22 protein-coding genes and 1 tRNA gene are annotated in these 23,904 nt (G+C 60.7%); 3 read left to right on the top strand and 20 right to left on the bottom strand.

Translation table 11 applies throughout. The annotated features are described in order from the left end of the window. Window position 1: 1 nt before the first annotated feature. From pstB to recJ, 8 genes are all read right to left on the bottom strand, one after another. Window positions 2–799, bottom strand: a complete 798-nt coding sequence (gene pstB / locus O2N64_RS12785; RefSeq protein ID WP_271079661.1) for a phosphate ABC transporter ATP-binding protein PstB — start codon at window positions 797–799, stop codon at window positions 2–4. 32 nt (window positions 800–831) lie between these two features. Continuing rightward, window positions 832–2,082, bottom strand: a complete 1,251-nt coding sequence (gene pstA / locus O2N64_RS12780) for a phosphate ABC transporter permease PstA (RefSeq protein ID WP_271077970.1) — start codon at window positions 2,080–2,082, stop codon at window positions 832–834. Next, window positions 2,075–3,457 carry a phosphate ABC transporter permease subunit PstC gene (gene pstC, locus O2N64_RS12775; protein WP_271077969.1) on the bottom strand — a complete coding sequence of 461 codons (1,383 nt, stop codon included), beginning with the start codon at window positions 3,455–3,457 and terminating at the stop codon, window positions 2,075–2,077. The genes pstA and pstC overlap by 8 nt, the downstream gene beginning before the upstream one ends. A 17-nt stretch (window positions 3,458–3,474) precedes the next feature. After that, window positions 3,475–4,512 carry a substrate-binding domain-containing protein gene (locus O2N64_RS12770; RefSeq protein WP_271077968.1) on the bottom strand — a complete coding sequence of 346 codons (1,038 nt, stop codon included), beginning with the start codon at window positions 4,510–4,512 and terminating at the stop codon, window positions 3,475–3,477. Between the two features lie 115 nt (window positions 4,513–4,627). Continuing rightward, complete coding sequence (locus O2N64_RS12765; RefSeq protein WP_271077967.1) at window positions 4,628–6,046, bottom strand: porin; 1,419 nt, start codon at window positions 6,044–6,046, stop codon at window positions 4,628–4,630. 113 nt (window positions 6,047–6,159) lie between these two features. Continuing rightward, window positions 6,160–7,338, bottom strand: a complete 1,179-nt coding sequence (locus tag O2N64_RS12760; RefSeq protein WP_271077966.1) for a sensor histidine kinase — start codon at window positions 7,336–7,338, stop codon at window positions 6,160–6,162. A 159-nt stretch (window positions 7,339–7,497) separates the two neighbouring features. Beyond that, window positions 7,498–7,572 (bottom strand) — tRNA-Glu (locus tag O2N64_RS12755). 80 nt (window positions 7,573–7,652) lie between these two features. After that, window positions 7,653–9,434: a single-stranded-DNA-specific exonuclease RecJ gene (gene recJ / locus O2N64_RS12750; protein ID WP_271077965.1), complete on the bottom strand. Its 1,782-nt coding sequence runs from the start codon at window positions 9,432–9,434 to the stop codon at window positions 7,653–7,655. A 226-nt stretch (window positions 9,435–9,660) separates the two neighbouring features. On the opposite strand from recJ, the gene O2N64_RS12745 reads away from it, so the two are divergent. Both O2N64_RS12745 and O2N64_RS12740 read left to right on the top strand, forming a co-directional pair. Beyond that, window positions 9,661–10,386, top strand: a complete 726-nt coding sequence (locus tag O2N64_RS12745) for a hypothetical protein (protein ID WP_271077964.1) — start codon at window positions 9,661–9,663, stop codon at window positions 10,384–10,386. A gap of 68 nt (window positions 10,387–10,454) precedes the next feature. Then, window positions 10,455–10,943 carry an AHH domain-containing protein gene (locus O2N64_RS12740; protein WP_271077963.1) on the top strand — a complete coding sequence of 163 codons (489 nt, stop codon included), beginning with the start codon at window positions 10,455–10,457 and terminating at the stop codon, window positions 10,941–10,943. A 3-nt stretch (window positions 10,944–10,946) separates the two neighbouring features. Here the strand turns inward: O2N64_RS12740 and O2N64_RS12735 are convergent, their stop codons facing one another. From O2N64_RS12735 to miaA, 10 genes are all read right to left on the bottom strand, one after another. Then, on the bottom strand, window positions 10,947–12,947 hold the full coding sequence (locus O2N64_RS12735; RefSeq protein ID WP_271077962.1) for a PAS domain-containing hybrid sensor histidine kinase/response regulator: 2,001 nt from the start codon (window positions 12,945–12,947) through the stop codon (window positions 10,947–10,949). Window positions 12,948–13,052: 105 nt separating this feature from the next. Then, window positions 13,053–14,750, bottom strand: a complete 1,698-nt coding sequence (gene leuA / locus O2N64_RS12730; protein WP_271077961.1) for a 2-isopropylmalate synthase — start codon at window positions 14,748–14,750, stop codon at window positions 13,053–13,055. 241 nt (window positions 14,751–14,991) lie between these two features. Next, the gene (locus tag O2N64_RS12725; RefSeq protein WP_271077960.1) at window positions 14,992–15,639 is read right to left on the bottom strand and encodes a YceI family protein; all 648 of its coding nucleotides are present in this window, start codon (window positions 15,637–15,639) and stop codon (window positions 14,992–14,994) included. A gap of 102 nt (window positions 15,640–15,741) precedes the next feature. Continuing rightward, window positions 15,742–16,341, bottom strand: coding sequence for a DUF4329 domain-containing protein (locus O2N64_RS12720; RefSeq protein WP_271077959.1), 600 nt, complete (start codon window positions 16,339–16,341; stop codon window positions 15,742–15,744). Then, the gene (locus O2N64_RS12715) at window positions 16,338–16,934 is read right to left on the bottom strand and encodes a DUF6151 family protein (RefSeq protein WP_271077958.1); all 597 of its coding nucleotides are present in this window, start codon (window positions 16,932–16,934) and stop codon (window positions 16,338–16,340) included. The genes O2N64_RS12720 and O2N64_RS12715 overlap by 4 nt, the downstream gene beginning before the upstream one ends. Before the next feature lie 16 nt (window positions 16,935–16,950). Beyond that, window positions 16,951–17,970, bottom strand: a complete 1,020-nt coding sequence (gene ilvC, locus O2N64_RS12710) for a ketol-acid reductoisomerase (RefSeq protein ID WP_271077957.1) — start codon at window positions 17,968–17,970, stop codon at window positions 16,951–16,953. A gap of 8 nt (window positions 17,971–17,978) precedes the next feature. After that, window positions 17,979–18,383, bottom strand: a complete 405-nt coding sequence (locus O2N64_RS12705) for a hypothetical protein (protein WP_271077956.1) — start codon at window positions 18,381–18,383, stop codon at window positions 17,979–17,981. Window positions 18,384–18,388: 5 nt separating this feature from the next. Further along, complete coding sequence (gene ilvN / locus O2N64_RS12700) at window positions 18,389–18,904, bottom strand: acetolactate synthase small subunit (RefSeq protein WP_197921213.1); 516 nt, start codon at window positions 18,902–18,904, stop codon at window positions 18,389–18,391. An 11-nt stretch (window positions 18,905–18,915) separates the two neighbouring features. After that, complete coding sequence (ilvB, locus tag O2N64_RS12695; RefSeq protein WP_271077955.1) at window positions 18,916–20,658, bottom strand: biosynthetic-type acetolactate synthase large subunit; 1,743 nt, start codon at window positions 20,656–20,658, stop codon at window positions 18,916–18,918. Between the two features lie 144 nt (window positions 20,659–20,802). Then, window positions 20,803–21,723, bottom strand: a complete 921-nt coding sequence (gene miaA, locus O2N64_RS12690) for a tRNA (adenosine(37)-N6)-dimethylallyltransferase MiaA (protein WP_271077954.1) — start codon at window positions 21,721–21,723, stop codon at window positions 20,803–20,805. A 14-nt stretch (window positions 21,724–21,737) separates the two neighbouring features. On the opposite strand from miaA, the gene serB reads away from it, so the two are divergent. Next, window positions 21,738–22,619 (top strand): phosphoserine phosphatase SerB, encoded by an 882-nt coding sequence (serB, locus tag O2N64_RS12685; RefSeq protein WP_271077953.1) that lies wholly within the window; start codon window positions 21,738–21,740, stop codon window positions 22,617–22,619. On the opposite strand, the gene O2N64_RS12680 is transcribed toward serB, so the two are convergent. Next, a complete protein-coding gene (locus tag O2N64_RS12680; RefSeq protein WP_271077952.1) occupies window positions 22,616–23,302 on the bottom strand; it encodes a nitroreductase family protein in 687 nt (228 codons plus the stop codon). The two genes, serB and O2N64_RS12680, sit on opposite strands and share 4 nt — an antisense overlap. 32 nt (window positions 23,303–23,334) lie before the next feature. Continuing rightward, the gene (locus O2N64_RS12675; protein ID WP_271077951.1) at window positions 23,335–23,856 is read right to left on the bottom strand and encodes a TetR/AcrR family transcriptional regulator; all 522 of its coding nucleotides are present in this window, start codon (window positions 23,854–23,856) and stop codon (window positions 23,335–23,337) included. Window positions 23,857–23,904: the final 48 nt, after the last annotated feature.

Below are 23,904 nucleotides of genomic sequence, written 5' to 3'. Positions count from 1 at the left end.
GTTAGCCGTACCTACCGGTGATGTAATCCTGGGTGCGCTGCTGCGTCGGATTGGTGAATATGTCCGATGTGTGACCGTATTCTACCAGATTGCCCAGATGGAAAAAGGCCGTTCGTTGCGAAACGCGGGCGGCCTGCTGCATGGAGTGAGTAACGATCACTATCGCATAATTACCGCGCAAATCGTCGATCAGTTCCTCGATTTTGGCGGTCGCGATGGGATCGAGCGCCGAACACGGCTCGTCCATTAGGATGACTTCGGGGTCGACAGCGATGGCGCGCGCGATGCACAGGCGCTGCTGCTGGCCGCCCGAAAGCGCGGTGCCCGAATCTTGCAGGCGATCTTTCACTTCTTCCCACAGGCCGGCGCGGCGAAGGCTCTTCTCGACAATCGCGTCGAGCTCTGCCTTGCCTTCGGCCAGACCGTGGATCTTCGGGCCATAGGCGATGTTGTCATAGATCGACTTGGGGAAGGGATTGGGCTTCTGGAACACCATGCCCACGCGGGCGCGCAGCTGCACGACATCCATGCCGCTGGCGTAGATATCCTCGCCATCCAGTTCGATCGTGCCGGTGACACGGGCAGACGGGATGGTGTCATTCATGCGGTTGAGTGCGCGCAGGAAAGTCGATTTGCCGCAGCCCGACGGGCCGATGAAGGCGGTCACGAATTCCTGGTAAACATCGATATCTACTTCGTTGATCGCCTGCTTGTCACCGTAATAGACGGAGACGCCGCGCGCGCTCATCTTCACCTCGGTCGGCTCAACGGCCTCCGCGGCGGCGTTGGACTGCGCCATTTCGGCAATCGGGGAATCGGCTGTGTCTTGCATCACCATTTCTTCTCGAAGCGGTTGCGCAGATAGATGGCGAGGCCATTCATCAGCAGGAGGAATATCAATAGCACAATAATCGCCGCGCTGGTGCGTTCGACGAAACCGCGGTCGATTTCATCGGACCACAGGAAGATCTGCATAGGCAGCACGGTGGCATTATCGGTAAAGCCCGAAGGCGGCGTGGCGACGAAAGCGCGCATGCCGATCAGCAGCAGCGGCGCGGTCTCTCCCAGCGCACGAGCCATGCCGATAATGGTGCCGGTAAGGATACCGGGCAGGGCGAGCGGCAGGACATGGTGGAACACCACCTGCACAGGGCTCGCGCCCACGGCCAGCGCACCATCGCGGATCGACGGCGGAACCGCCTTGATCGCGTTGCGTCCCGAAATCACGATGACGGGCATCGTCATCAGCGCCAGCGTCATACCGCCGATCAGCGGAGCCGAGCGCATGCTGGGGAAGATCGCTAGGAATACGGCCATGCCAAGCAGGCCAAAAATGATGGAAGGCACGGCGGCAAGGTTGTTGATCGAGACCTCGATAATGTCCGTCCAGCGGTTCTTCGGCGCATATTCTTCAAGGTAGAGAGCGGCCAGCACGCCCACCGGGAAGGCGAGCAGCAAGGTAACGATCATCGTCAGGATCGAGCCCTTCAGCGCGCCCCAGATGCCGACCAGCTGCGGATCGGTGGCATCGGCGCGGGCGAGGAAGCCGACGTCGAAATTGTCTGCCAGCAGATCGCGCTCAGCCAGATCCTCTGCAAGTGGCTGCAGCGGCAACTGTCCGTCCCCGGCGTAGGCGCTCGCGAGATCCTCGCTGGTGGGCAGCCAGAAGCTTGCTTCGCTCTGCAGGATGCGGGGATCGGCGTAGATTTCTTCGGCGACGAGGCGCCAGGCCTCACCATTCACATGCTCTGCGCCCTCGGCACCCAGCGTCTGTTCGGCGCTGAATTGCACGACATCGCGCAGGCCCTGATTGCCGAGCCGCTGGATCGCATCATTATGATCCAATTCACCCGGCGGGAGCGAGAGGCCCATGTCGGGGAAATCAATGTCCACGCGCAGTTCTGCCCGCTGGAAGCCGCCGATGCCGTTGATCGTCATGGTGGCGAGCAGGAAGAGCAGCACGATCATGGAAAAGATGATGGCCGACAGGCCGATCGCCTTGAATCGGCGTTCTGCTGCATAGCGCTTCTTCAGCCGGGCTTCGAAAGCGGCCGTGCGCGTGGGGGCTTGTGCGTTACTCATAGGCTTCACGGAACCTCTTCACGACGCGCAGGGCGATAAAGTTGAGCGCCAGCGTGACCATGAACAGCACAAAGCCCAGCGCGAACGCGGCGAGGGTTGCTGGATGGTCGAAACTGCCTTCACCCGTCAGCAGCGCGACGATCTGCACCGTTACGGTCGTCATGGATTCGAGCGGGTTGGCGGAGAGATTGGCCGCAGTAGAGGCGGCCATCACCACGATCATGGTTTCACCGATGGCGCGGCTGATGGCGAGCATCACCCCGCCGACAATACCGGGCAGCGCGGCTGGCACGAGCACGCGGCGAATGGTTTCATTGGTCGTTGCGCCCATGGCGAGCGAGCCGTCGCGCATGGCCTGCGGCACGGCAGCAATGGAATCGTCAGCCATGGAGGAGACGAACGGGATGATCATCACGCCCATCACCAGGCCAGCAGCCAGCGCGCTTTCGCTGGAGGGATTGGACGCGCCAAGAGTGACGGCGATATCGCGGATGGCGGGAGCAATCGTGAGCGCGGCGAAATAGCCGTAAACCACTGTCGGCACACCGGCGAGAATTTCGAGCGCGGGTTTCACCCAGGCACGCATCTTTGCAGGCGCATATTGGGTGAGGTAAATCGCGCTCATCATACCCAGCGGAATGGCGACGATCATGGCGATAATCGCACCGATGAAGAGCGTTCCCCAGAACAGCGGAATGGCACCATAACGATCACCATCGACCGACCCGGTGCTCATCGGATCGGGGTTCCATTGGGTGCCGAACAGGAAATCTATCGGTGAGACTTTGCCGAAGAACAAAATGGTCTCGTAAACCAGCGTCACCAGAATGCCGAAAGTCGTCAGGATGGCGACGAGTGAGGCGATGAGCAGCGCAGCGAGAACTAGGCGTTCCACCTTCGTGCGCGCAGCGAAATCGGGCTTCAGCCGGAGGAAAGCCCATGCGGCTCCAGCACCGCCGATCAGCAGGCCGACTATGAGGCCGATGAGATCGTAACGCTGCATCGCCTGCCGGAATGGTTCGGCAAGCGCGACAGCTTCGTCATTCATGCTGAGCCCGGCATTGCCCTCGGCAATGTTGCGGGCTTCGATCAGGATGGAATCGCGGCGCAGGCCAAACTCCGGCAGCGATTGCGCTTCCGGGCTGGCGAGGACGGAACTTAGGACAAGTTGGCCCGAAATCCCGTTCCAGATCAGGAACCACAGGATCAGCGGAACAACGATCCACAGCGCGGCGTACCACGCGTGATAGCTGGGTAGGGCGGCGATCCGCCCCTCAGGCGCGCTGCGTTTGAACGTCCACGCGCGGGCACGGGCCACCAGCCATCCGGCAAGCCCAAGCCCGATGGCGAGGAGAAGCGGTATGGCTGGTGACATAGTGTGCGATTATACCCTTACTGAAGGTCTTCTGCGGTCAGGACCGGGAATTCGGTCGTCGCAGCGGTCATGGCGTCGCGGACTTCTCCACGATTCGTGACCAGGCCGATTTCTGCCAGTGGACCGTCTTCACCCCAGTTTGCAACCCAGGTTGCGAGGAATTCCTCAATACCGGGGATCACTCCGACGTGTTCTTTCTTCAGGTAGATGAACAGCGGGCGTGCGCCGGGGTAGGCGAAGCTGGAGATATTGTCATAGGTCGGATCGACACCATTCATGGGCAGGCCCTGCACACGATCGGAGTTTGCTTCAAGGTAGGAATAGCCGAAAACGCCAACGGCATTCGGGTTGGTCTCGATTTTGGAGACGATCAGATTGTCCTGCTCGCCCTGATCGACATATTTGCCGTCCGAACGCACTTCAGTGCAGATGCGATCCTGCTCTTCTTCTTCCAGACCTTCGGGAAGCGGGCCGTCTTCGCAGCCAACTTCAAGGATCAGCTCAGCCAGCGCATCGCGCGTGCCGGAGGTGCTCGGCGGGCCGTAGACGAGGATCGGCAGATCGGGCAGCGAGGGATCGACATCCGACCAGGTCTCATTGGTCTGCTCTTCGCCATAGGGGTTTGCAGCGATCGCGCGGTACACGATTTCTGGCGTCAGGTTCATGGTGATGCCGCCCTGGGCCGAGGCAAAAGCGATACCGTCCATGCCGACCTGGATTTCGACGATCTCGGTCACGCCATTTTCCTGGCAGGTTTCAAACTCGCTCAGCTTCATGCGACGCGACGCCTGCGCGAAATCGGGCGTGTCGTAACCGACGCCCGAGCAGAATGCAGCCATGCCGCCACCGGTGCCGATCGATTCGATGTTCGCGGCAGGGAAATCGGGGTGCTCACGGCTGAAAATTTCCGAGATGCGCGTGGCGAACGGATATACGGTGGAAGAGCCGACAGCGTGGATTGCGTTGCGGCTGTCACCGCTGGCGCCATCCTGCGAACCGCAGGCTGTAAGGCCGGTTGCAGCGAGCGCTGCGATGGCAATGGAAAGCTTTTTCATGGTCTGTGACCTCATCTTCTGGTGTTGATCTAGAGGCCCCTTATTGCGGTCATGCGACAGATTTGTGTCGCATTGCGGACTTATTCGCAATCGGAGGCGGGATGGTTTCGCTTGCTTAAAAATCGAATTCCGCACGCACGCCGACGACATCGACGCTGTAGTCCTGCTCGCCAGAGGGCAGCGCATTGGGAGCATCGTCATATTCGAGGCGGCCGTAATTGACCTGCAGGCGGGTGTAGTCGGTCATCGTCCAGATCAGCGAACTGTAAATACCGTTCTGGGTGCCGCCGATGATACCCGCGTCGCGATCATTCAATTCGAGGAAATCGTAACGCAGATTGAGCTGGATCGCGCCGATACCACCTTCATCGATAGTGCGGGCAGGACGAGTGCGGTTGAAACGGCCACCGCGATAGGTGCGGCTGTCACCCTGTGTCAGGAACAGGCCAGCCTCTGCAAACGCACCATGGAAAACAGCGTTGTCCATGCTCACCAGGCCGCCAACTTCGCGGCGGTAGGCTTCGGCGTGGAAATGCAGCGGGCCGTGAACGGCGGCGAATTCCGCTCCGATGTCAAATTCGCTTCCGGCAGCGAAGCGATCGGTGTTGATCAGCCGTTCCGACGTGAAGGAGACAAGCGGCCGCTGGCGATAACGCACCTCGCCGTCATCACCGAGGTCGGCATAGTGAACCGAACCGCCGAAGTGCAGCTGGGTATCGCCAATCTCGGGGAAGAATGCGGCGCGCGCATCGACGCTCATCCGGTCGCTGCCCGGCAGATCATCGATATTGTCAGAGAACAGGCCGCCCTGCAGGAGGACATTGCCCGCGCCATATTCGACGGAAATGCCGGTGCGGCGACTGAAACCGAAGGCATCGGTGAACGCGGCACGTTCGATGAAGGACGTGAAGCGGCTGCTGGTCAGCTCTTCCATCGATTGGAAATTGTTGAACTGGCCGACGGTCAGAGTGACGTCGCCGGTTTCGTATTCGAGCAGCGCATCTGTGATCTCGAGATCATTTCCGCCAAACTCGAATTCCATTTTGTAGCCAAAGCCGCCGGGGATATCGCCCTGCACGCCAAGGCGCACGCGACGGGCGCGGACATCAAACCCGTCTTCAAGGCCGAGACCATCGGGAATAGCGGTGAAACCGGCATCCAGCATCAGGCGGCCGAATGGCTTGAAGGAAAAGCCGTCGTCGCTCTCCACTTCGGGGGCCGCGCCCATGCTGATTTCCGTGCCGGTGCTGGCGGTAACGACAGGTGCGGTCGATTCGGCGAGGGCTGCCGTTTCGGTCTCGAGACCAGCAATCTCCACGGCAGTTTCCGCCTGCTCGCTTTCGATCTCGTCGAGGCGCTCAGTCACAGCCACAAGCTGCGCAGTAAGAGCGGCAACCTGGGCGCGAAGCTGTTCGACTTCGGCCTGGTGCTCTTCATGATTGGCATGCGCATCCTGCGCATATGCGGGCGTTGCCACCATGGCGATCGCCAGCAGCGGGAGAGTCGGGAAGATGCGCATGGCTGTTTGTCTCATTCCTGTCACATGTCCAAAATGTGACCGCGCCCCTAGGCGTGGCAGATGACAGTTATGTGACAGTTTCATTTCAGCTGTGGATAGCTGAGCTGAGAGGCCCGCGTGTTTTGCCCTCAACGTTGTGAGACATAAGGAAGCCGCACAGTCACTGTCGTCCCTTCGCCAAGCTTGCTCTTGATATCGAGGCGGCCGCGATGGCGCTCTACGATGTGCTTGACGATGGCGAGGCCCAGGCCAGTGCCACCAGCGGCGCGGCTGCGACCGGGGTCGGTGCGATAAAAGCGGCGGGTGAGGTAAGGTAGGTGCTCAGAAGCGATGCCTTCGCCCTTATCGGCAATCGTCAGCACGCACATGTCATATTGGCCCGTCGCAAGCTTGACCTTCACCGGCTTGTCTTCGGCGCCGTACTTCAGCGCATTGTCGACCAAATTGCGCACCAGCTGCTCAAGCTGCTTGGGGTCGCCGCGAACCTGCAGCTTTTCGTCTGGCACCTTGATCGACACACGATCGATACGATCGGTGCCGGCACCATCGCGCGCCGCTTGACGGACGAGCAGTCCGAAATCGACGCTCTCGCGCGGCTGATCGTGCTTTTCCGCCTCGACCCGGCTGAGGCTCATCAGATCGTTGATGAGATCCTGTAGGCGACGGGCTTCGCGCAGGACGGTGCCGCGGAACTTGTCCGCTTTCTCGGGTGGCAGATCGTCACCTGCGTCCTGGAGGGTCTCCATATAGCCGATGATCGAAGATAGCGGCGTGCGCAATTCGTGACTGGCATTGGCGACAAAATCGGTATGCGCGCGGCTGACATCCGCCTCTGCCGTCCGGTTGATGAGCTCGACCAGGCTATAGCGCGAATCGATGCGCTGGAGCGTCAGCTGCCAATTGCTGCGCGGTCCGGTAAGGCCCTGCACCGTGGCGCTGCCGCCTTCCTCGCGCGCGAGCAAGTCGATTGCGGCAGGATGGCGCAGAGCGATGCGGGCGTCCTGTCCAAGAACGTGCGCGCCGATTTCCTCGCGCGCCTGCGCATTGGCAACGATGATGCGGTTGGAATCGAGCAGCAGCATGGGCAGGCCCGAATTCTCGATCAGCTCACGCATGCCGGATTGGGAAATGGTTAGACCGTCTGTTTCTGGCGGGCGCACAGAGGGCGGGGGCGGGGCGGCAATCCAGAAGGATGCGACCCAGACGACCATTGTGCCTGCCACCAGCAGCAGATCGACGCCCGCCACCAGCAGGACCAGTCCGCATATCGCTGCAAGAACGATACCTGCCACGGGGGTGTACTGCACATCCATTGCGGCACGGCATAGACACAGATTTGTGACATTTTCCAGCACGGGCGCAGAGATTTTTCCCTGCCTATGCGTAAGCGCCCAGGGCGCCGGGGCGGGCGCGCTGCCGTTATACATTGTAATGTAGGGAGAAGCGGTAGAAAACCGCGCCATCGCTGGTGACCCCTACGGGAATCGAACCCGTGTTTCAGCCGTGAAAGGGCCGCGTCCTAACCGCTAGACGAAGGGGCCACGTGCGATGGAGCGGCGCAATTAGGTGGGTCCGCCGCGCGCGTCAAGCCTTGTTCTGCACCAAGTTCAAAAGAAAGTGCCTAATCGGCCCAGGCAGCGTCTTCCAGATGCAATTCCGCGGCCGGTTTGCTGCCCCAATCATCGATCTTTACCCGACCCGCGAGCCACAGACGGCGACCGCGGGCACCGCTGAGAATCGCCTGACCCATGTCGGTTTCGGCGGCGCGGAAAGCGATCGCCTTGAACCGACCGCCATCCTGACCTGCCGCGATGACGCGCAAATGGTCTGTGCCGACGATATCGGCTTTCACCAATTGCACCGGCCCCACAGCGACACGCGGACCGGGCCAACCCACGCCGTAAGGTCCCGCGCTATCGAGCGTTTCGACCAGTTCGGGCGTCAGGCCGCGCGGTGCGAGAGCGAGATCGAGCGTGATGTGCTGCTCTGCCGAAGCTGCTGCGACCGGGGCAGCAAGGCGATCGTCCATCCATTCGATGAAAGCATCCAGCCTGTCTGACGCGATAGTGAGGCCCGCTGCCATGGCGTGGCCGCCGCCTTTTATCAGCAAGCCCGAATCGGTCGCACCGATGATGGCAGCGCCCAGATCAACGCCGGGGATCGAGCGGCCCGAACCTTTGCCTTCGCCCGCCTCGTCATCCAGCGCGATGACGATGGCGGGGCGACCGGCCTTTTCCTTGATGCGTCCGGCGACGATGCCGATCACGCCGGGATGCCAGCCTTTGCCCGCACAGATAACGACCGCGCGATTGTGCTGCGCGGCGAGCTGTTCTTCAGCGGCTTCCTGCACCGCCGCCTCGATCGCGCGGCGCTCTTCATTCAGGCGCGAAAGCTGTTCGGCGATTGCGCGCGCTTCGTCCGGATCGGGTGTGGTGAGGAGCCTCACGCCCAGTGTCGCTTCACCCACACGTCCACCGGCGTTGATGCGCGGCCCGAGCGCGAAACCGCAATCGCTCGCGGCAGGCGCGGCTTTCAACCGGCTGGCATCGATGAGCGCCGCCATGCCGGTGTTCTCTCGCCGTGCCATGACTTTGAGGCCCTGTGCGACAAACGCCCGGTTGAGGCCCCTGATCGCCGCGACATCGGCCACTGTACCGAGCGCCACCAGATCGAGCAGCGACATCAGATTGGGTTCTGTACGGTTCTTGAAATAGTTCCGCTCGCGCAAGGTGCGCACCACTGCCACCGCCAATAGAAAGGCAACGCCAACTGCGGCGAGATGGCCGTGCTGGGCTGCATCGTCCTTTTCATCGAGCCGGTTCGGGTTGACCAGCGCATAGGTGCGCGGAAGCTCCGCCGAGCACTTATGGTGATCGACCACGATGACATCGATACCGGCGTCATGCGCCATGCCCAGCGCCTCATGCGCCATGGCTCCGCAATCGACGGTAACGATAAGGCTGGAGCCGTCTTCACCGATTTTGAGCAGCGCCTCGCCGCTTGGTCCGTAGCCTTCAAGCAGGCGATCGGGGATATAATGCTGCGCATCGTGGCCCAGCATGCGGATGAGGCGAATAAGTAGGGCGGAGCTGGTCGCTCCATCCACGTCGTAATCGCCGTAAACGGTCACGCTTTCGCGCGCAATCACCGCTTCGGCGATGCGTTCTGCGGCGCGATCCATATCGGCAAAGATGGAAGGGTCCGGCAGGAAGGAGCGCAAATTGGGCTGGCGATGCTTCTCCAGCTCCTCTCGCTCCACTCCGCGAGACAGCAGAAGCTGGGTGGCGATATCCTGCTCCAGCCCATGGATGCCGGAGGCCAATTCCATATTGCCGCCACGCCAGCGCCAGGCTTTGCCCGACAGCGATTGCTCGACCCCCAATACGAAAGCTCTTGTATCCATGGCGAAACCATACCGCCGAGCGGCGGGCGAAGAAAGTTGCGTTTTACTTCCGTCACCAGTTCGGTTTGCCCCAGAATTGGGTCCATTTTGGTAAAGTTTCTGCGATATGGGCGCGGCAAGGACTCGACGTGGAACTCTATTGCCGACAGTATTCGTGGCGTTGTGAAGAAAGGGTAGATTGATCGCGAGCGCGCAACGCCTTGATACCAACAGGTTCGTTGCAACAGTGTCTCTCCTGTTTGAGGCGGGCGCTCGCCCGTGCGCGGCCGATATCCGGGCGCTGGCGAAAGGCGATGTCCCTTTCTCCATAAGCATCGATCCATCGGTGGATGGCACAGCCGATGAGGGATGGGTGGAACTGCTCGTCAACGGGCTGACGTTCGACCTGACAGGCCTCGCACCATTTCCGGCGGCAGAAATGCCGTGCGCCAATCATTATTATGGCCTGTCGGAGGGTTTCCCCCAGCTTTCCCTTGAGGCGATAACCCTTGTTCCGGGGCCGCATCTGACGGCCGGAGGCATCATGTTCCCCGTCGTGCGCGGGCTTGCGGCCCTGGCTGCCGACCTCACCGATTTGCCAAGGGTGCAGGGCGTCGTATGGCATCCCGCCCACGCCGTGAGCGAGCCCGCCTATTTCCAGAGGGGCGTAACAAGTTGGATCGAAGGCGGGCCGTTCCCGGGACTTGGCTTGACCGCGCTGATTACCAATTCCGATGGCAGCATGCAGAGCGACGGCCTTGCGCTTTTCACCGGGCAGGAATTGCATCTTCCGGCTGATGTTACAGGTGACGGTGCCGAAGGCGCCAAGCTTGCGCTGCGAATCCTCAATTGGCTCGTCGAGCATGGGAAAATCGAACAGAATGTGACCTTTACCGGCCCCTCAGGGGAGCCGATGGGGGTTGAACCTGTGGAAAACTCCGGCATGTTGCGGGTGTGGCGGGGAACTCGGTAAATGCGAAGGCAGTACGCATAAGTGCGCGCCTCGACCATCCGGATCGAGGAGCTCTATCCTTCCGCAAGGTGAATAGCCCGGGCACTCCCGGCTACCAGCCGGATATGCAGCGTCATCATTTGCTGCCGCGCCAGGTGATCACGGCGCGAAGTTTCGACAGAATGCTCGATACGCTTGGCCGCGCTGAAGTGGGTTATGGCGATTTCCGCATCAACGGATTGCTCCTGCCATCCACTGCAGGCGTCGCTTTGCGCACTGGCCTGCCGCTGCATCGCGGGCCGCACCGGCGGTATAATGAAATGGTCGCGACCCGGGTCGGGCAGATAGAAGCTGGTTGGTCGCGCTTTGCCAAGCAATGCGAAGCGAGGGCACACAGCGAAGCCCTGATGCGGCTGCGCTTGCTGCAACGCGCGCTGCGGCGCGGACTGATGCAGCGCGAGCACCCGGCGATGCGGCTCAACCGCAAAGATCCATTCCGCGCCGGCGTCGATTTTGGCGAGCTGGATGCGATGGTTGAGCAATTATGGTCTGCGAGCGCGCCCAAAGCTCAAAAATGACCTCTAGGCCGCTTTCTCGAAATTGGGCCATTCGCGTTTCAAAGCTTCGATCATCTGGTCTGGCTGGTCTGACGTTTTGAGCCAGCGCTCCAGCCTACGCGATGCTTCACCAAGCTCCGGCTCACCGAAATTGGCAGCGACGCCAGCAAGTTTGTGGAGCTCATCGGCGAGCCGCTTCCAATCGGTGTCGCTGGGCGCCTGCGCCATGGACTCGCGCAATTTATGGAGGATCGTGTCGCGCCTGTCGCGATAGCGGTCTTCCAGCCCGGCAAGACTGGGCGGAGGCGACGATACCAGAGTGGCGGAGTTGCGTTCCAGCATGGCCGGCGGCGCATTGCGATCCGCGATCCCTCCATTGGGAGCAAGCCAGCGCGACAATTCGCGCGCGAGGGCAACGGTCGTGACCGGCTTGCCCAGATGGGACTGCATACCTGCCTTCTGGCACGCGGCGACATCATCGGGGTAGCAGTTGGCGGTGAGCGCAATGATCGGCAGCTTCTCCGCGTTGAAGCCCAAAGCGCGCAGGCGACGTGTCGCTTCCAGCCCATCCACATCGGGCATTTGCATGTCCATCAGGATAGCAGCGAAGGGGCGACCCTTTTCATCCGCCGCAATCACGGCATCGATGGCTTCCTCGCCATTTTCGACCAATTGCACATCCAGTTCGAGCGAATTGGCCATGGCTATGACCAATTGCTGGTTGATCGCATGATCCTCGGCAATGAGGATCCGCGTTCCGGCGAGGCGCGAGCTGCCGTCTGGCAATTCATCGCTTTCACTGCGGGTCCGCGCGCGTCGCTCAGCCGCCGCCTTCATCGGCAGGCGAACGGTGAACTGGGTGCCGACATTGCGCTTGGAATGCACGGTGATGTGACCGCCCATCATTTCGACGAGCTGGCTGCAGATCGCAAGGCCAAGGCCCGTTCCTCCATACCGACGCGCAACAGAACCATCTTCCTGTGTGAAAGGCGTGAAGATGTCCTCCAGCCGGTCGTCCTCGATCCCTATCCCCGTATCGATCACTGCAATCAGGAGCGACTGTCCTTCGCTGGAATTTTCCACTCGCGCTTCGATGTCAATGCCGCCGGTATGGGTGAATTTGACCGCATTGCCGACGAGATTCAGCACCACCTGGCGCACGCGGAGCGGATCAAGCTCGAGCAGCTGGGGCACTGCATCATCAATCCAGATGCCGACCGAAAGGCCTTTCGCGCGGGCCATCGGCTCGATCAGCTTGGCGCAATGCTGCAATTTGTGGCGCAGATCGACGGGTTCGGTCGAGATCTCCAACTGGCCCGCCTCGATGCGCGAATGATCGAGGATGTCATTGAGCAATTGCATCATCGCATGGCCGGATTCGGCAATCATATTGACCTGTGTGAACTGGCTTTCGGTGAGCTCGCTATCGAGAAGCAGCTCGGTGAAGCCGATCACGCCATTCATCGGCGTGCGGATTTCATGGCTCATATTTGCGAGGAAAGTCGATTTCGATCGCGCCTCGTTTTCGGCGCGGCGGCGTGCGGCCTGAAGGTCCTGCTCAAGGTCCTTCGAGCGCTGAATGTCGAAATTGATCCCGGTATAGCCGATCAATTCGCCATCCGCGCCGAATTCCGGCGAACCGTGGCAGAGCGTCCAGGCGTCGGAGCCATCGTCGCGCTGCCAGCGCAGTTCCTCACGTACTTCCTCGTGATTGGCGACGGCTGTGATCCAGATCGAGAGAATGCGATCGCGGTCGTCGGGATGGATGAAATCGCCCCAACCGTGGCCTTTCCAGGAATCGTTTTCCACTCCGGCCATGCGTTTCCAGGCGTCGTTTACATAAACGCATTCGCCGGTCGCGTTGGCGCGCCAGATACCGGCGGGCGCGTTTTCAATCAGGCCGGCGAAATCGCTGTCGGCGCCCTCGATCGCTCGCCCAGTGAGACGGAGGCGCAAGCGGACATAAAGGCCTGCGAAGACCAGCGCGATTAGCCCAAGTGCAAGTGGAATAGCGATTTGCGACATAATACCGTCCATGTCTTCCAACATGGCAGCATCGCTAACGCCGAACGCCTAAATTGCCCGAAGCCTCATACCGGGATAAATTGCGTAGTCGCAGGGTGACGCGCGTTAAAGACGCTGCGTTCCGGGTCCATGCGATGCGGCATTGGCTGCGCTGAGAAGCGCTCGCACGCTGGCGGTGGCGACATCCTCATCCACGCCGACGCCCCAGCCGCTCCGACCATCGGGCGCTGCCCACTCGATATAGGCAGCCGCGTTCGCATCGACGCCCGATCCAAGCGCGTGCTCGGAATAATCGGTGACCTCAATGTCGATTCCGAACCCGTCGCGTAATGTGGCGAGGACGGACGAGATCAGGCCCTTGCCCCGGCCTGATACCCGTTCGGCGACACCATCCACCTCCACCGTACCGGTAAAGATGCGCGTGCCATCGCTGGCGCGGCTTTCCTCATAATCGACAAGGGCGAAGCGGCGCTTGTCGACTTGCAGGTAATAGGTCTGGCGGAAGCATTCCCAGATGTCCGAGGCATTCAGCTCGCGCCCCTGATCATCGGCCATGAATTGCACATGGCGGCTGAAATCGGCCTGCAAGCGTTTGGGCAGTTTTAGGCCCTGATCCTGTTGCAGCACCCATGCGAAGCCACCTTTGCCACTTTGCGAATTGACGCGGATCACTGCTTCGTAATTACGGCCGAGATCGGCAGGATCGATCGGCAGATAGGGAACGCGCCATTGCGTGTCGTTTTGCGTTTCGTGGGCTTCGAAGCCTTTCTTGATCGCATCCTGATGGCTGCCGGAGAATGCCGTGAAAACCAGGTCTCCGCCATAGGGATGGCGCTGATGCACTGGCAGCTCGTTGCAATACTCAACCGTCTCGATGACCGTGTCGATATCGGAAAAATCGAGGCCGGGATCGATCCCTTGCGTGTACATATTGAGTGCCACGGTAACGAGGCAGCAATTGCCCGTCCGCTCTCCATTACCGAACAGGCAGCCTTCCACGCGGTCCGCGCCCGCCATCATGCCCAGTTCTGCCGCGGCAACGCCGGTCCCCCGATCGTTGTGGGTGTGCAGGCTGATCACCGCAGCGTCTCGATTTGGCAAATTGCGGCAGAAATATTCGATCTGGTCGGCGTAGATATTGGGGGTGGCCGCCTCGACGGTAGCTGGCAAGTTGAGGATGATCGGCCAGTCCTTGCTTGGCCCGACGACATCCATCACCGCCTCGCAAACCTCGAGGCTGAAATCCAATTCGGCAGTGGAGAAGGTTTCCGGCGAATATTCGAATTGCCATTTGGTGCCGGGGCGCTTGGCGGCTTCCTCCACCAGCAATTGCGCGCCTTTGACGGCGATGGCTTTCACCTCGTCCTTGCTCATCCTGAACACGATATCGCGCCACGCAGGGCTGACGGCATTGTAGAGATGGACGATGGCCGAATGCGCGCCTTCGAGGCTTTCAAAGCTGCGCTTTATCAGGTCCTCGCGCGACTGGGTGAGGACCTGCACCACGACATCGTCCGGCACCTTGCCCGACTGGACGAGCCAGCTGATGAAGTCGAATTCGGTCTGCCCGGCAGCGGGAAAGCCGACTTCGATTTCCTTCACGCCCACTTCCACCAGCAGGTCGAAGAAACGGGTCTTCTTCGCCCGGTCCATCGGATCGATGATCGACTGGTTGCCATCGCGCAGATCGGTGCTCAGCCAGCGCGGCGGTGCAGTGATGGTGCGGCTTGGCCATTGCCGGTCGGGCAATTCGACCTGCGGGAAAGGGCGGTATTTCGTGCTGGGATCACGCAGCATGGACATGGAACTGGCTTTCTTCGACTTGGGGAGGGGTGTGGAAGCCCTTAGGCGAGGGCCCGGCGGCAGCGCGCGGGGCAGGGGACACGCCTAAGGGCGTGTAAGTCGAAGCAGGGATAGAAGCAGGTTCTTCCGCATGGGCGCATTGCTATCGCCAATCGCGGGGTCCGTAAACCACGAATGTAGTTGCATTTGGAACGATGATCGGGGCTGCAACCTGATGGCGGCAGCCCCGATCAGAAAGCGGTCAGTCCTTCTCGAAAGCGACTGTGATATCGAGTTCGACTTCATCGCCCACGGCGGGCAGCGCATAGTCGATGCCGAAGTCGGAGCGATTGATGGTGGTCGTGCCGTGAAAGCCGACGGTTTCCGCTCCGCTCATCGGGTTCGATCCCATGCCGGAAAGCTCGGCATTGATCATGACCTGGTTGGTCTGGCCGTTCAGCGTCAGATTGCCGACGATATGCGCGGTGGTGGCGCCGGTCTGGTGCACGGCAGTGGATACGAAGCGCGCGTCATCGGCATCGGGGCCGAAGAAATCCGGCTCCGCGCCATCTTCACCAGGGCGCAGCATGTGATCGCGCAGGCCTTCGCTCACCACAGCGAGCGAGTTGATCGGAATGCGCACATCTACGGATGAATTTGCGAGGTTCTCCGTGTCCAGCTCAAGCGTGCCTTCGGCATCGCCGAAAAGGCCGAAATAATCGTTGAAGCCGAAATGGCTGACGCGCCATTCAACCAGCGTATGCGCCGGATCGGTGGAATAGCTTCCCGAAGTGATGGCACTGGTGTCCATCGCTTCTTCTTGGTGGTTATGGGCATCGGCCAGCGCGGCAGTCGCCGAAAAGGCGGCGACCGTACCGGCGGCGGTGAGGGCGAGCAGGGATTTACGCATGATTGGTATCCTTGGTGTTGTTGCCATGTTCACATGGGTTCACCTCAGGAAATGTCCAAGGAGCAAATCTTGTTCCGTGTCATACGTGGCTTTAAACCGGTCTCAGCAATCGTAATTTACGATCAAGTCTCGCGCTTGCAGGCTGGACACCGTGTATCGCTGCTCCGGAGCGGGCGCACTGCACGGATCGTAGGCGGGATCCTGCGGCAGACAGCTCTCGCCGCAAACCATCTCTGCTATCCCATTGCCTGCGTTGACCCGCCAGAAGCGACCGCCCGGCGTCGCGACGTAGCCGTCGAGACCGAATTCCACCGCGCCGGCCACATCGACTTCGGACGGCACTTCGCTGTCATAGCGCGGATTGAAGGAGCCATGCGTATGGTAGATGGCGCGCGGAAAAAGGGAGCGGGCATCGAAATAGGCCGCAGAGCAGCTGTCCGTATCACCGACGCGAACGGTGCGGGACACCAATTCCCCTGCCGCGTTCTCCGCAATCAGCCCGCATAATTCGATGCGATCGTTGAATGATCTCTGCTGCAATTCGCCGAGTTGCTGCCGGGCGAATTCGGTGACCTCCGCGGTCGGGACGGTAGCCTCATACACCTCATTCGCGAGGTTCTCGCCCGAGCGATTGAGCACCACGCCCGCCCACAGCGCGGCGCAGACGGCAAGAATGACGATGGTGGTGCGGCCTTCGCTCACTCTATGGCCGCCCGTTCCGCTTGCGAGACGCGTCGAGGCACCGCAATTGGTTCCCCTGTTTTGGCATCGAACAGCGGGTTCGCTTTCCGTCCACCACTCACATACTCTCTCACGATGCGCGGCGTCGTGCGCAGAATGAGCCCGGCCGGCGTTGATGCTGGCAAGTCGCTGGCATCCCCTGTCGCGCTATCGGGAAAGAGATGACGCGCTTTGGAAGTAAGGCCACGCAGAGGTGAGATATCTTTTATCGTAGCGGTAAAGATATCGAGGAACGGAATCCGCGTGGTGGCAAAGCTGTTGAACATGGGCGTGTCGCAACAAGAGCAAACCCAGCGCAAGACAGGCTTTTCCGTCATATGCAGGCAACGCATCTGCTCGAGTCCCGACGAAAAGTGCAGGCGAGACCCGCGAAAGTTGAAAAGCGAAACGCCGCCCAGATCATCGAGCATGATTTCAGACTTTCCGCAAAGCCTGACAAAATCGCGGCAATCGGTGCAGTGACAGACGATAACCTCGCCATCGACGGGGGGAGGGATATCGATCGTCCCTCCAACGGCCCCGCACTTGCATCGAAATTCCAATCGCTGGATCACAGCGAGGAACTTCGCCTCAATTTTTCTCCTTGTCCACCAGCTTGTTGGCGGTGATCCAAGGCATCATGGCGCGCAGCTGCTCGCCGGTCTTTTCGATCGGATGTTCGGCCTGCCGGTTGCGCGCGGCTTTCATTTCCGGATTGCCGATGGCGTTATCGAGCATGAAGCGCTGCACGAATTTGCCGCGCTGGATATCGTCCAGCACGCGCTTCATTTCGGCTTTGGTCTCATCGGTAATGATGCGCGGACCGGTGTGGTAATCGCCATATTCGGCAGTGTTGCTGATCGAATAGCGCATGTTGGCGATGCCGCCTTCATACAGCAGGTCGACGATCAGCTTGGTTTCATGGAGGCATTCGAAATAGGCCATTTCGGGCGCGTAGCCGGCTTCCACCAGCGTTTCGAAACCGGCCATGATCAGGTGGCTGATCCCGCCGCACAGGACGGCCTGTTCGCCGAACAAATCGGTTTCGCATTCTTCCTTGAAATTGGTTTCGATGATGCCGCTGCGCCCGCCGCCGACGCCCGAAGCATAGGCGAGGGCGATGTCGTGCGCATTGCCGCTGTTGTCCTGATGGATGGCGATCAGGCAGGGCACACCGCCGCCGCGCTCGTATTCGCTGCGCACGGTGTGGCCGGGGCCCTTGGGCGCAATCATGATGACGTCGATATCGTCTGTCGGCTCGATGAGGCCGAAATGGACGTTAAGGCCGTGAGCGAAGGCGAGCGCTGCGCCGGGCTTCATATTGCCCTTCAGGTCTTCCGCCCAGATTTTTGCCTGCGTTTCATCGGGCGCGAGGATCATCAGGATGTCGGCGACTTCGGCGGCCTGTTTGTTGGAGAGCACTTCAAAGCCCGCAGCCTCTGCCTTCTTCGCCGTCGCAGAGCCTTCGCGCAATGCGATGCGGACATCCTTCACGCCGCTATCGCGCAGGTTCTGGGCGTGGGCATGGCCCTGCGAACCATAGCCGAGCACGACGATCGTCTTGTCGGTGATCAGGTTGAGATCGCAATCGGCGTCGTAAAAGGCTTTCATGGGTAATCCTATTGAGTCTGAAGCGTGTAAAAGGCGAGCAGGGCGAGCGCCCCGATAAGAGTGATGAGCGGCCAGCCGATATGCTGTCCGCGGGTCATGACGGCATCGGCCACCCCAGCGACGAAATGCACGGTGCCTATGGCAAAGATAAGCCACGGCGCGTCGATATCGCCATAGGCAGCCAGCGCGAGGACCGCGCCGATGCAGAGCCACAGCAGCGTGGTCCAGTGCCATGCGAAGCGCGTGACATTGCGTGCGAGCGGGCTCTCCATGATCGGCGCATTGCTTGACAGGATCGGCCCGATCAGGCGCTGTTCGCCCAGCACGGAGTGGATGAGCGCGGTGATCGCGCACAGGGCAGCTGCCATCAGCAGCACGAAAGTGGGATTTACGAATGCAAGCGCGTTTTCCATCGGGTTCAGGCTCCTTCGGCGCCGCGCATCATACCGACGATGCCCGTGCGTCCGACTTCGACAAGCCCGATTTCGCGCATCAATGCAATGAAGCTGTCGATCTTGTCCGGAGGCCCCGTGAGCTCGAAGATGAAACTTTCGGTCGTGGTGTCGACGGGGCGGGCGCGGAACACATCGGCAAGGCGCAGGGCCTCGACCCGGTCATCGCCTTTGCCGCGCACCTTGATCAGCGCCAGCTCGCGTTCGACATGCGGGCCTTCCTCGGTGAGGTCGGTCACGCGGTGGACGGGGACCAGCCGTTCGAGCTGAGCCTGGATCTGGTCGATCACGGAAGGCGGGCCGCCGGTCACGATGGTGATGCGGCTGATGGCGTGATCTTCGGAAATATCCGCCACGGTCAGGCTGTCGATATTGTATCCGCGCGCGGTGAAGAGGCCGGTGATCTTGGCGAGAATGCCCGGCTCATTGTCTACGACTACGGTCAGCACGTGCCGCTCTGAAGCGCGATGTTCGATTTTCATGTGCTGCGCCCCTAAACCAGTGCCTTGGCTTCATCCGCCATGATGCCGTAGACCTCGTCGCCATACATCAGCATTTCGGTATGCGCCGCGCCTGAGGGGATCATCGGATAGCAATTCGCTTCCTTCGCCACGTGGCAATCGACCATCACCGGCCCGTCATGATCGAGCATCGCCTGAATGCCGTCATCCAGCCCCGCTTCCTCGGTTATGCGAATACCTTTCCAGCCATAGCTTTCGGCGAGCTTCACGAAATCGGGCAGGCTGTCCGAATAGCTGTTCGAATAGCGGCTTTCATAGGTCAGTTCCTGCCACTGGCGGACCATGCCCATATATTCATTGTTGAGGATGAAGACTTTTACCGGCAGGCGGAATTGGCTGGCGGTGCCCAGCTCCTGGATGTTCATCTGGATGCTGGCTTCACCGGCAATATCGATCACCAGGCTGTCGGGATTGCCGAGCTGCGCACCGATCGCTGCAGGCAGGCCATAACCCATGGTGCCGAGACCGCCGCTGGTGAGCCATTTGTTCGGGCCCATGAAACCGAAATACTGCGCCGCCCACATCTGGTGCTGGCCGACTTCGGTGGTGATGAACGGGTCGCGGTCTTTCGTCAGCGCAAACAGGCGTTCCACCGCCAGCTGCGGCATGATGGCATCCTTGCGCTCCGGATAGGCGAGGCTATCGCGCGCTTTCCAGCCGGTAATCCGCGCTTTCCATTCGCCGAGGTCGCGCGGCTTGCGGTCTCCCCAGCAAGAAATCATCTGTTCGAGCACGGTCGCGCAGTCACCAACGATGCCCAGCTCCACCGGCACGATCTTGTTGATGCTGGAGCGATCGATATCGATGTGGATCTTCTTGCTGCCGGGCGAAAACGCATCGAGCCGGCCGGTCACCCGATCATCGAAGCGCGCGCCGACACAGACCATAACGTCGCACTGGTTCATGGCCATGTTTGCCTCGAACGTGCCGTGCATGCCGAGCATGCCGAGCCAGTCGGGATGGTCGGCAGGGAAGGCGCCAAGCCCCATAAGCGTCGAGGTGAGGGGAGCGCCCGTCAATTGCTGGAGCTGGCGCAGGAAATCGCTCGCCTTGGGGCCGGAGTTGATCACCCCGCCGCCAGTGTAAAGCACCGGACGTTCGGCATTGGCGATCATCTCGACCGCTTCGGCGATCTCGTCCGCTGCAGCCACCGTGCGCGGCTGGTAGCGCTTCTTGCGCTCTGCCGGTCCTTCAGCCTGCATGGCTGTGGCGATCTGCACGTTCTTCGGAATGTCCACAACCACCGGACCGGGCCTGCCGGTCGTCGCAATTTCGAAGGCTTCTTCGATAGTTGCGGCGAGGTCTTCAGGGTCTTTCACAAGGTAATTGTGCTTTGAGCAGTGGCGCGTCAGGCCAACTGTGTCGGCTTCCTGAAAAGCGTCCGTGCCAATCAGATTGGTCGGCACCTGCCCGGTGATGACCACCATGGGGATAGAATCGAGAAAGGCATCGGCAATGCCCGTAATCGCATTGGTCGCGCCGGGGCCGGATGTGACAAGGACTACACCCGGTTTGCCGGTAGAACGCGCATAACCTTCTGCCGCATGCGCAGCGCCCGCTTCATGCCGGACAAGGATGTGGCGGATGCGCGTGTCGGAGAAAAGTTCGTCATAGATCGGCAGCACGGCACCGCCGGGATAGCCGAACACGAATTCGACCCCCTGCCGCACCAGGCATTCCACCAATATCGCAGCGCCGCTGCGTTCCTGTGACACGTTACGCTCCTGTCGTTTCGCGGACCTTGGTCCCATCGGTTGAGAGACAGTGGCCCGACAAGATCGCTCTTGCCGGGCCACTATTCGTTTCTCCGTTGTGTGCACCGCAATATGGATGCAAAATTATCCTGTCAACCGTCGTTTCTAGAATAATATTTCAAAATTGCTCTCAAGAGAGACATTTTTAGGTTTCACTCGTGCCCAGCTTTCCGGAGGCTGGTGGCGCAACCAGGTGAATTGCCGCTTGGCGTAATTGCGGGTGGATTGCGCTCCGAGAGAAATGGCTTCATCGCGCGGATATTCGCCGCGCAGCCAGCCCGCGATCTCGGGAACGCCGATGGCGCGCATGACGGGAAGGTCTGGTGACAGGTCTCGCTCAAGCAGCGCCTCCACCTCTTCGACCGCGCCATCATCCATCATGCGCTCAAACCGCGCATCACAGCGGGCGTAGAGTTCCTCGCGATCGGGGAGCAGGATCAGCGGCGCGAGGGTGACTGTGCCCGCAATCCCGCCGGTCTTGTTCTGCTGCCAGTATGCCAGAGGCTTGCCTGTCGAACGCACCACTTCCAGCGCACGTGTGATCCGCTGGCTGTCGGCTGGCGCCAGCCTCTCGGCCCGTTCGGGGTCTTCGGACTTCAAGGCGGCATAGGCGCTGGCGGTTTCCATCTGCCGCACCTCGTCGCGCACCTCCTCCCGGATCGGCGGGATCGGAGCAATCCCGTCCAGCAATGTCCGGATATAAAGGCCCGTGCCACCGACGAGGATCGGAACCGCGGACCGCTCATGCGCCTCCGCTATCTCGTGCTTGGCAGCATTCGCCCAATCGGCTGCCGAACAGGCCTGCGATCCGTCCCAGGTGCCGAACAGGCGATGTGGGACGCCGCGCATCTCCTCATCGCTCGGGCGGGCGGAGAGGACACGCAAATCGGCATAAACCTGCGCGCTATCGGCATTGATGATGACGGCGCTTTGGCCGCGCTCTTCCACCGTCAGAGCCAGTTCGACCGCAAGATCGCTCTTGCCGCTGGCGGTCGGCCCTGCAATGAGCGCCAGCTTACCGTGCATCAGGAGAATTCCACTTGCTCATCACCCGGCTGATAGCAGACCCCGCCACACTGGAAACCCGGCTCGACGCTATGACCGCGCAACTGGCGACCACTTCGGTGCCGGTCGCCCATGCAGCGATGCTCGATTTCTGCGGTGACGTGTTGCAGATCGAATCCCCGGGCGATGACATCGCGGCCTTGCGCGAGGCGGTAGATGCGCATTTCCCGCAAAGCGATGCGATCATCGCCCGCGAAGCGATCCGCGTGCCACATCTCTTCGTGTCCGACATGGATTCGACCATGATCGGGCAGGAATGCATCGACGATCTGGCGGACTACGCCGGGCTCAAAGGGAAGATCGCCGAGATTACCGAGCGTGCGATGCAGGGCGAGCTCGACTTTGAAAGCGCGCTGCGTGAGCGGGTTGGTCTGCTCGAAGGGCTTGATGAAAGCGCGATTACCCGCTGCCTTCAGGAGCGCATTTCACCCAATGAAGGCGCACGGGTACTTGTCGAAACCCTCAAGACACGCGGATGCCGCACGGTTCTGGTGACCGGCGGCTTCCACCATTTCGCCGATGTGGTTGCCGAGCAGCTCGGTTTCGAGCGCGTCGTTGGCAATCGCCTTGAAGTTGCTGATCGCAAGCTGACCGGCGGCCTGGTTGGAGGCATCACTGACAGCTCGACCAAGAAATCGGTGCTGGAAGAAGAACTCGGCATCCTCGGCGACAATGCGGTGAGCATGGCAGCGGGCGACGGTGCGAACGATATTCCGATGCTGGAAGCCTCCACTTACGGCATCGCCTATCGTGCGAAGCCGAAAGCACGCTCGGCAGCCAACGGCTGGGTCGATCGCGGCGATCTGACGAGCCTGCTGAAGCTGCTGGAAATTCGTGAGGAGGATTGGGTGGCCTAGAGCCAGCTCGCGATCTGGCTGAGCGGCTTCTTGCGGATCGCATGATCGGGCACAGTCGCATTCTCACCCGGAAGGCCGGCAACGATAATCATCAGCGGCTTTTCATTCTTCGGTCGGCCACACAGATCGCGCAGGAAACCCATGGGTGAAGGCGTGTGCGTGAGTGTCGCGAGACCCGCTGAATGTAACGCCGTGATGAGCATCCCGCAGGCGATGCCGACGCTTTCATTCACATAGTAATTCTGCGTCTCACCATCTTCTTCGATCCCACCAGTGCGTTGGGCGAAGCAGGCGATCAGCCAGGGCGCTGTTTCTAGATAGGGCTTGCTAGCATCGGTGCCGATTGGCGCGAGGGCATCCAGCCATTCATCCGATGCCTTCGGCTTGTCACCATCCTCGCCGTAGAATTTGCGCTCCTCAGCCTCTGCCGCCTCGCGAATGGCGCGCTTTTTCTCAGGCGAGGAAATGACCGCGAAATGCCAGGGCTGGTGATTGGCGCCATTGGGAGCCGTCCCGGCGGCCAGAATGGCGTTCTCGATCACTGCGCGCGGCACCGGCGTATCGGCGAAATCACGGCAGGAATGGCGTGTTTTGAGATGCTCGTAAGTCTGCTCGGCCCGCGCGATGCGCTCTGCATCGGACAGCTCTGGCAGAGGTGGGAAGGCGTGATGTTTTTCCGTCATAGGCAAGCCCTAACGCCTCGCGTCATCCAAGGCTAGGCATCGAGGATCGCGCGCGTGGTAGCCGTCAATTGCTGGCCAAGTTTCTCCGGCGAGGAAGAGAGCTTTCCAGACACCCACGCTCCCAGTGCAGCGACCACGGTGCCGGAAATCAGGATCGCATGGAGCCGAGCATTGTCGCGCCCTTCCAGCCTTTCCGCCAGCAGCCGGGCAAACAGCGCCTCGGTCCGCTCGGCTTTCGGACCCGTAAGGAGTGGGCGACCAAGCTCCCGATTTTCATAAATATGCGCCATCAGCCAATTCCGTTCTTCGACAAGCGCGCCGGAGATCAGGCAGGTCGCAAGCTGGCCGAACAACATGGACAGGCTTTCGTCGAAAAGAGCCTCTACCCCTGCAAAGTGATCGTAGAATGTCGAGCGCGCGACGCCCGCCTCTGTCACGATCTGCGCGACTTTGGGACGTCCGCTGCCGCTTTCGAGCACCAGGCGGTTGAACGTCGCAACGATCTGCGCGCGGGTTTCCGCACGGCTACCGGACTTTTCGCCGCAATCGTCCATTGTGTTCGCTCCCAGATCCGCGAAATTCGGCGGACCAATCAGGGAGGA

The sequence above is a fragment of the Aurantiacibacter sp. MUD61 genome (assembly GCF_027912455.1).
Classification (GTDB): domain Bacteria; phylum Pseudomonadota; class Alphaproteobacteria; order Sphingomonadales; family Sphingomonadaceae; genus Alteraurantiacibacter.
This window is presented reverse-complemented; position numbering and strand designations above follow the sequence as displayed.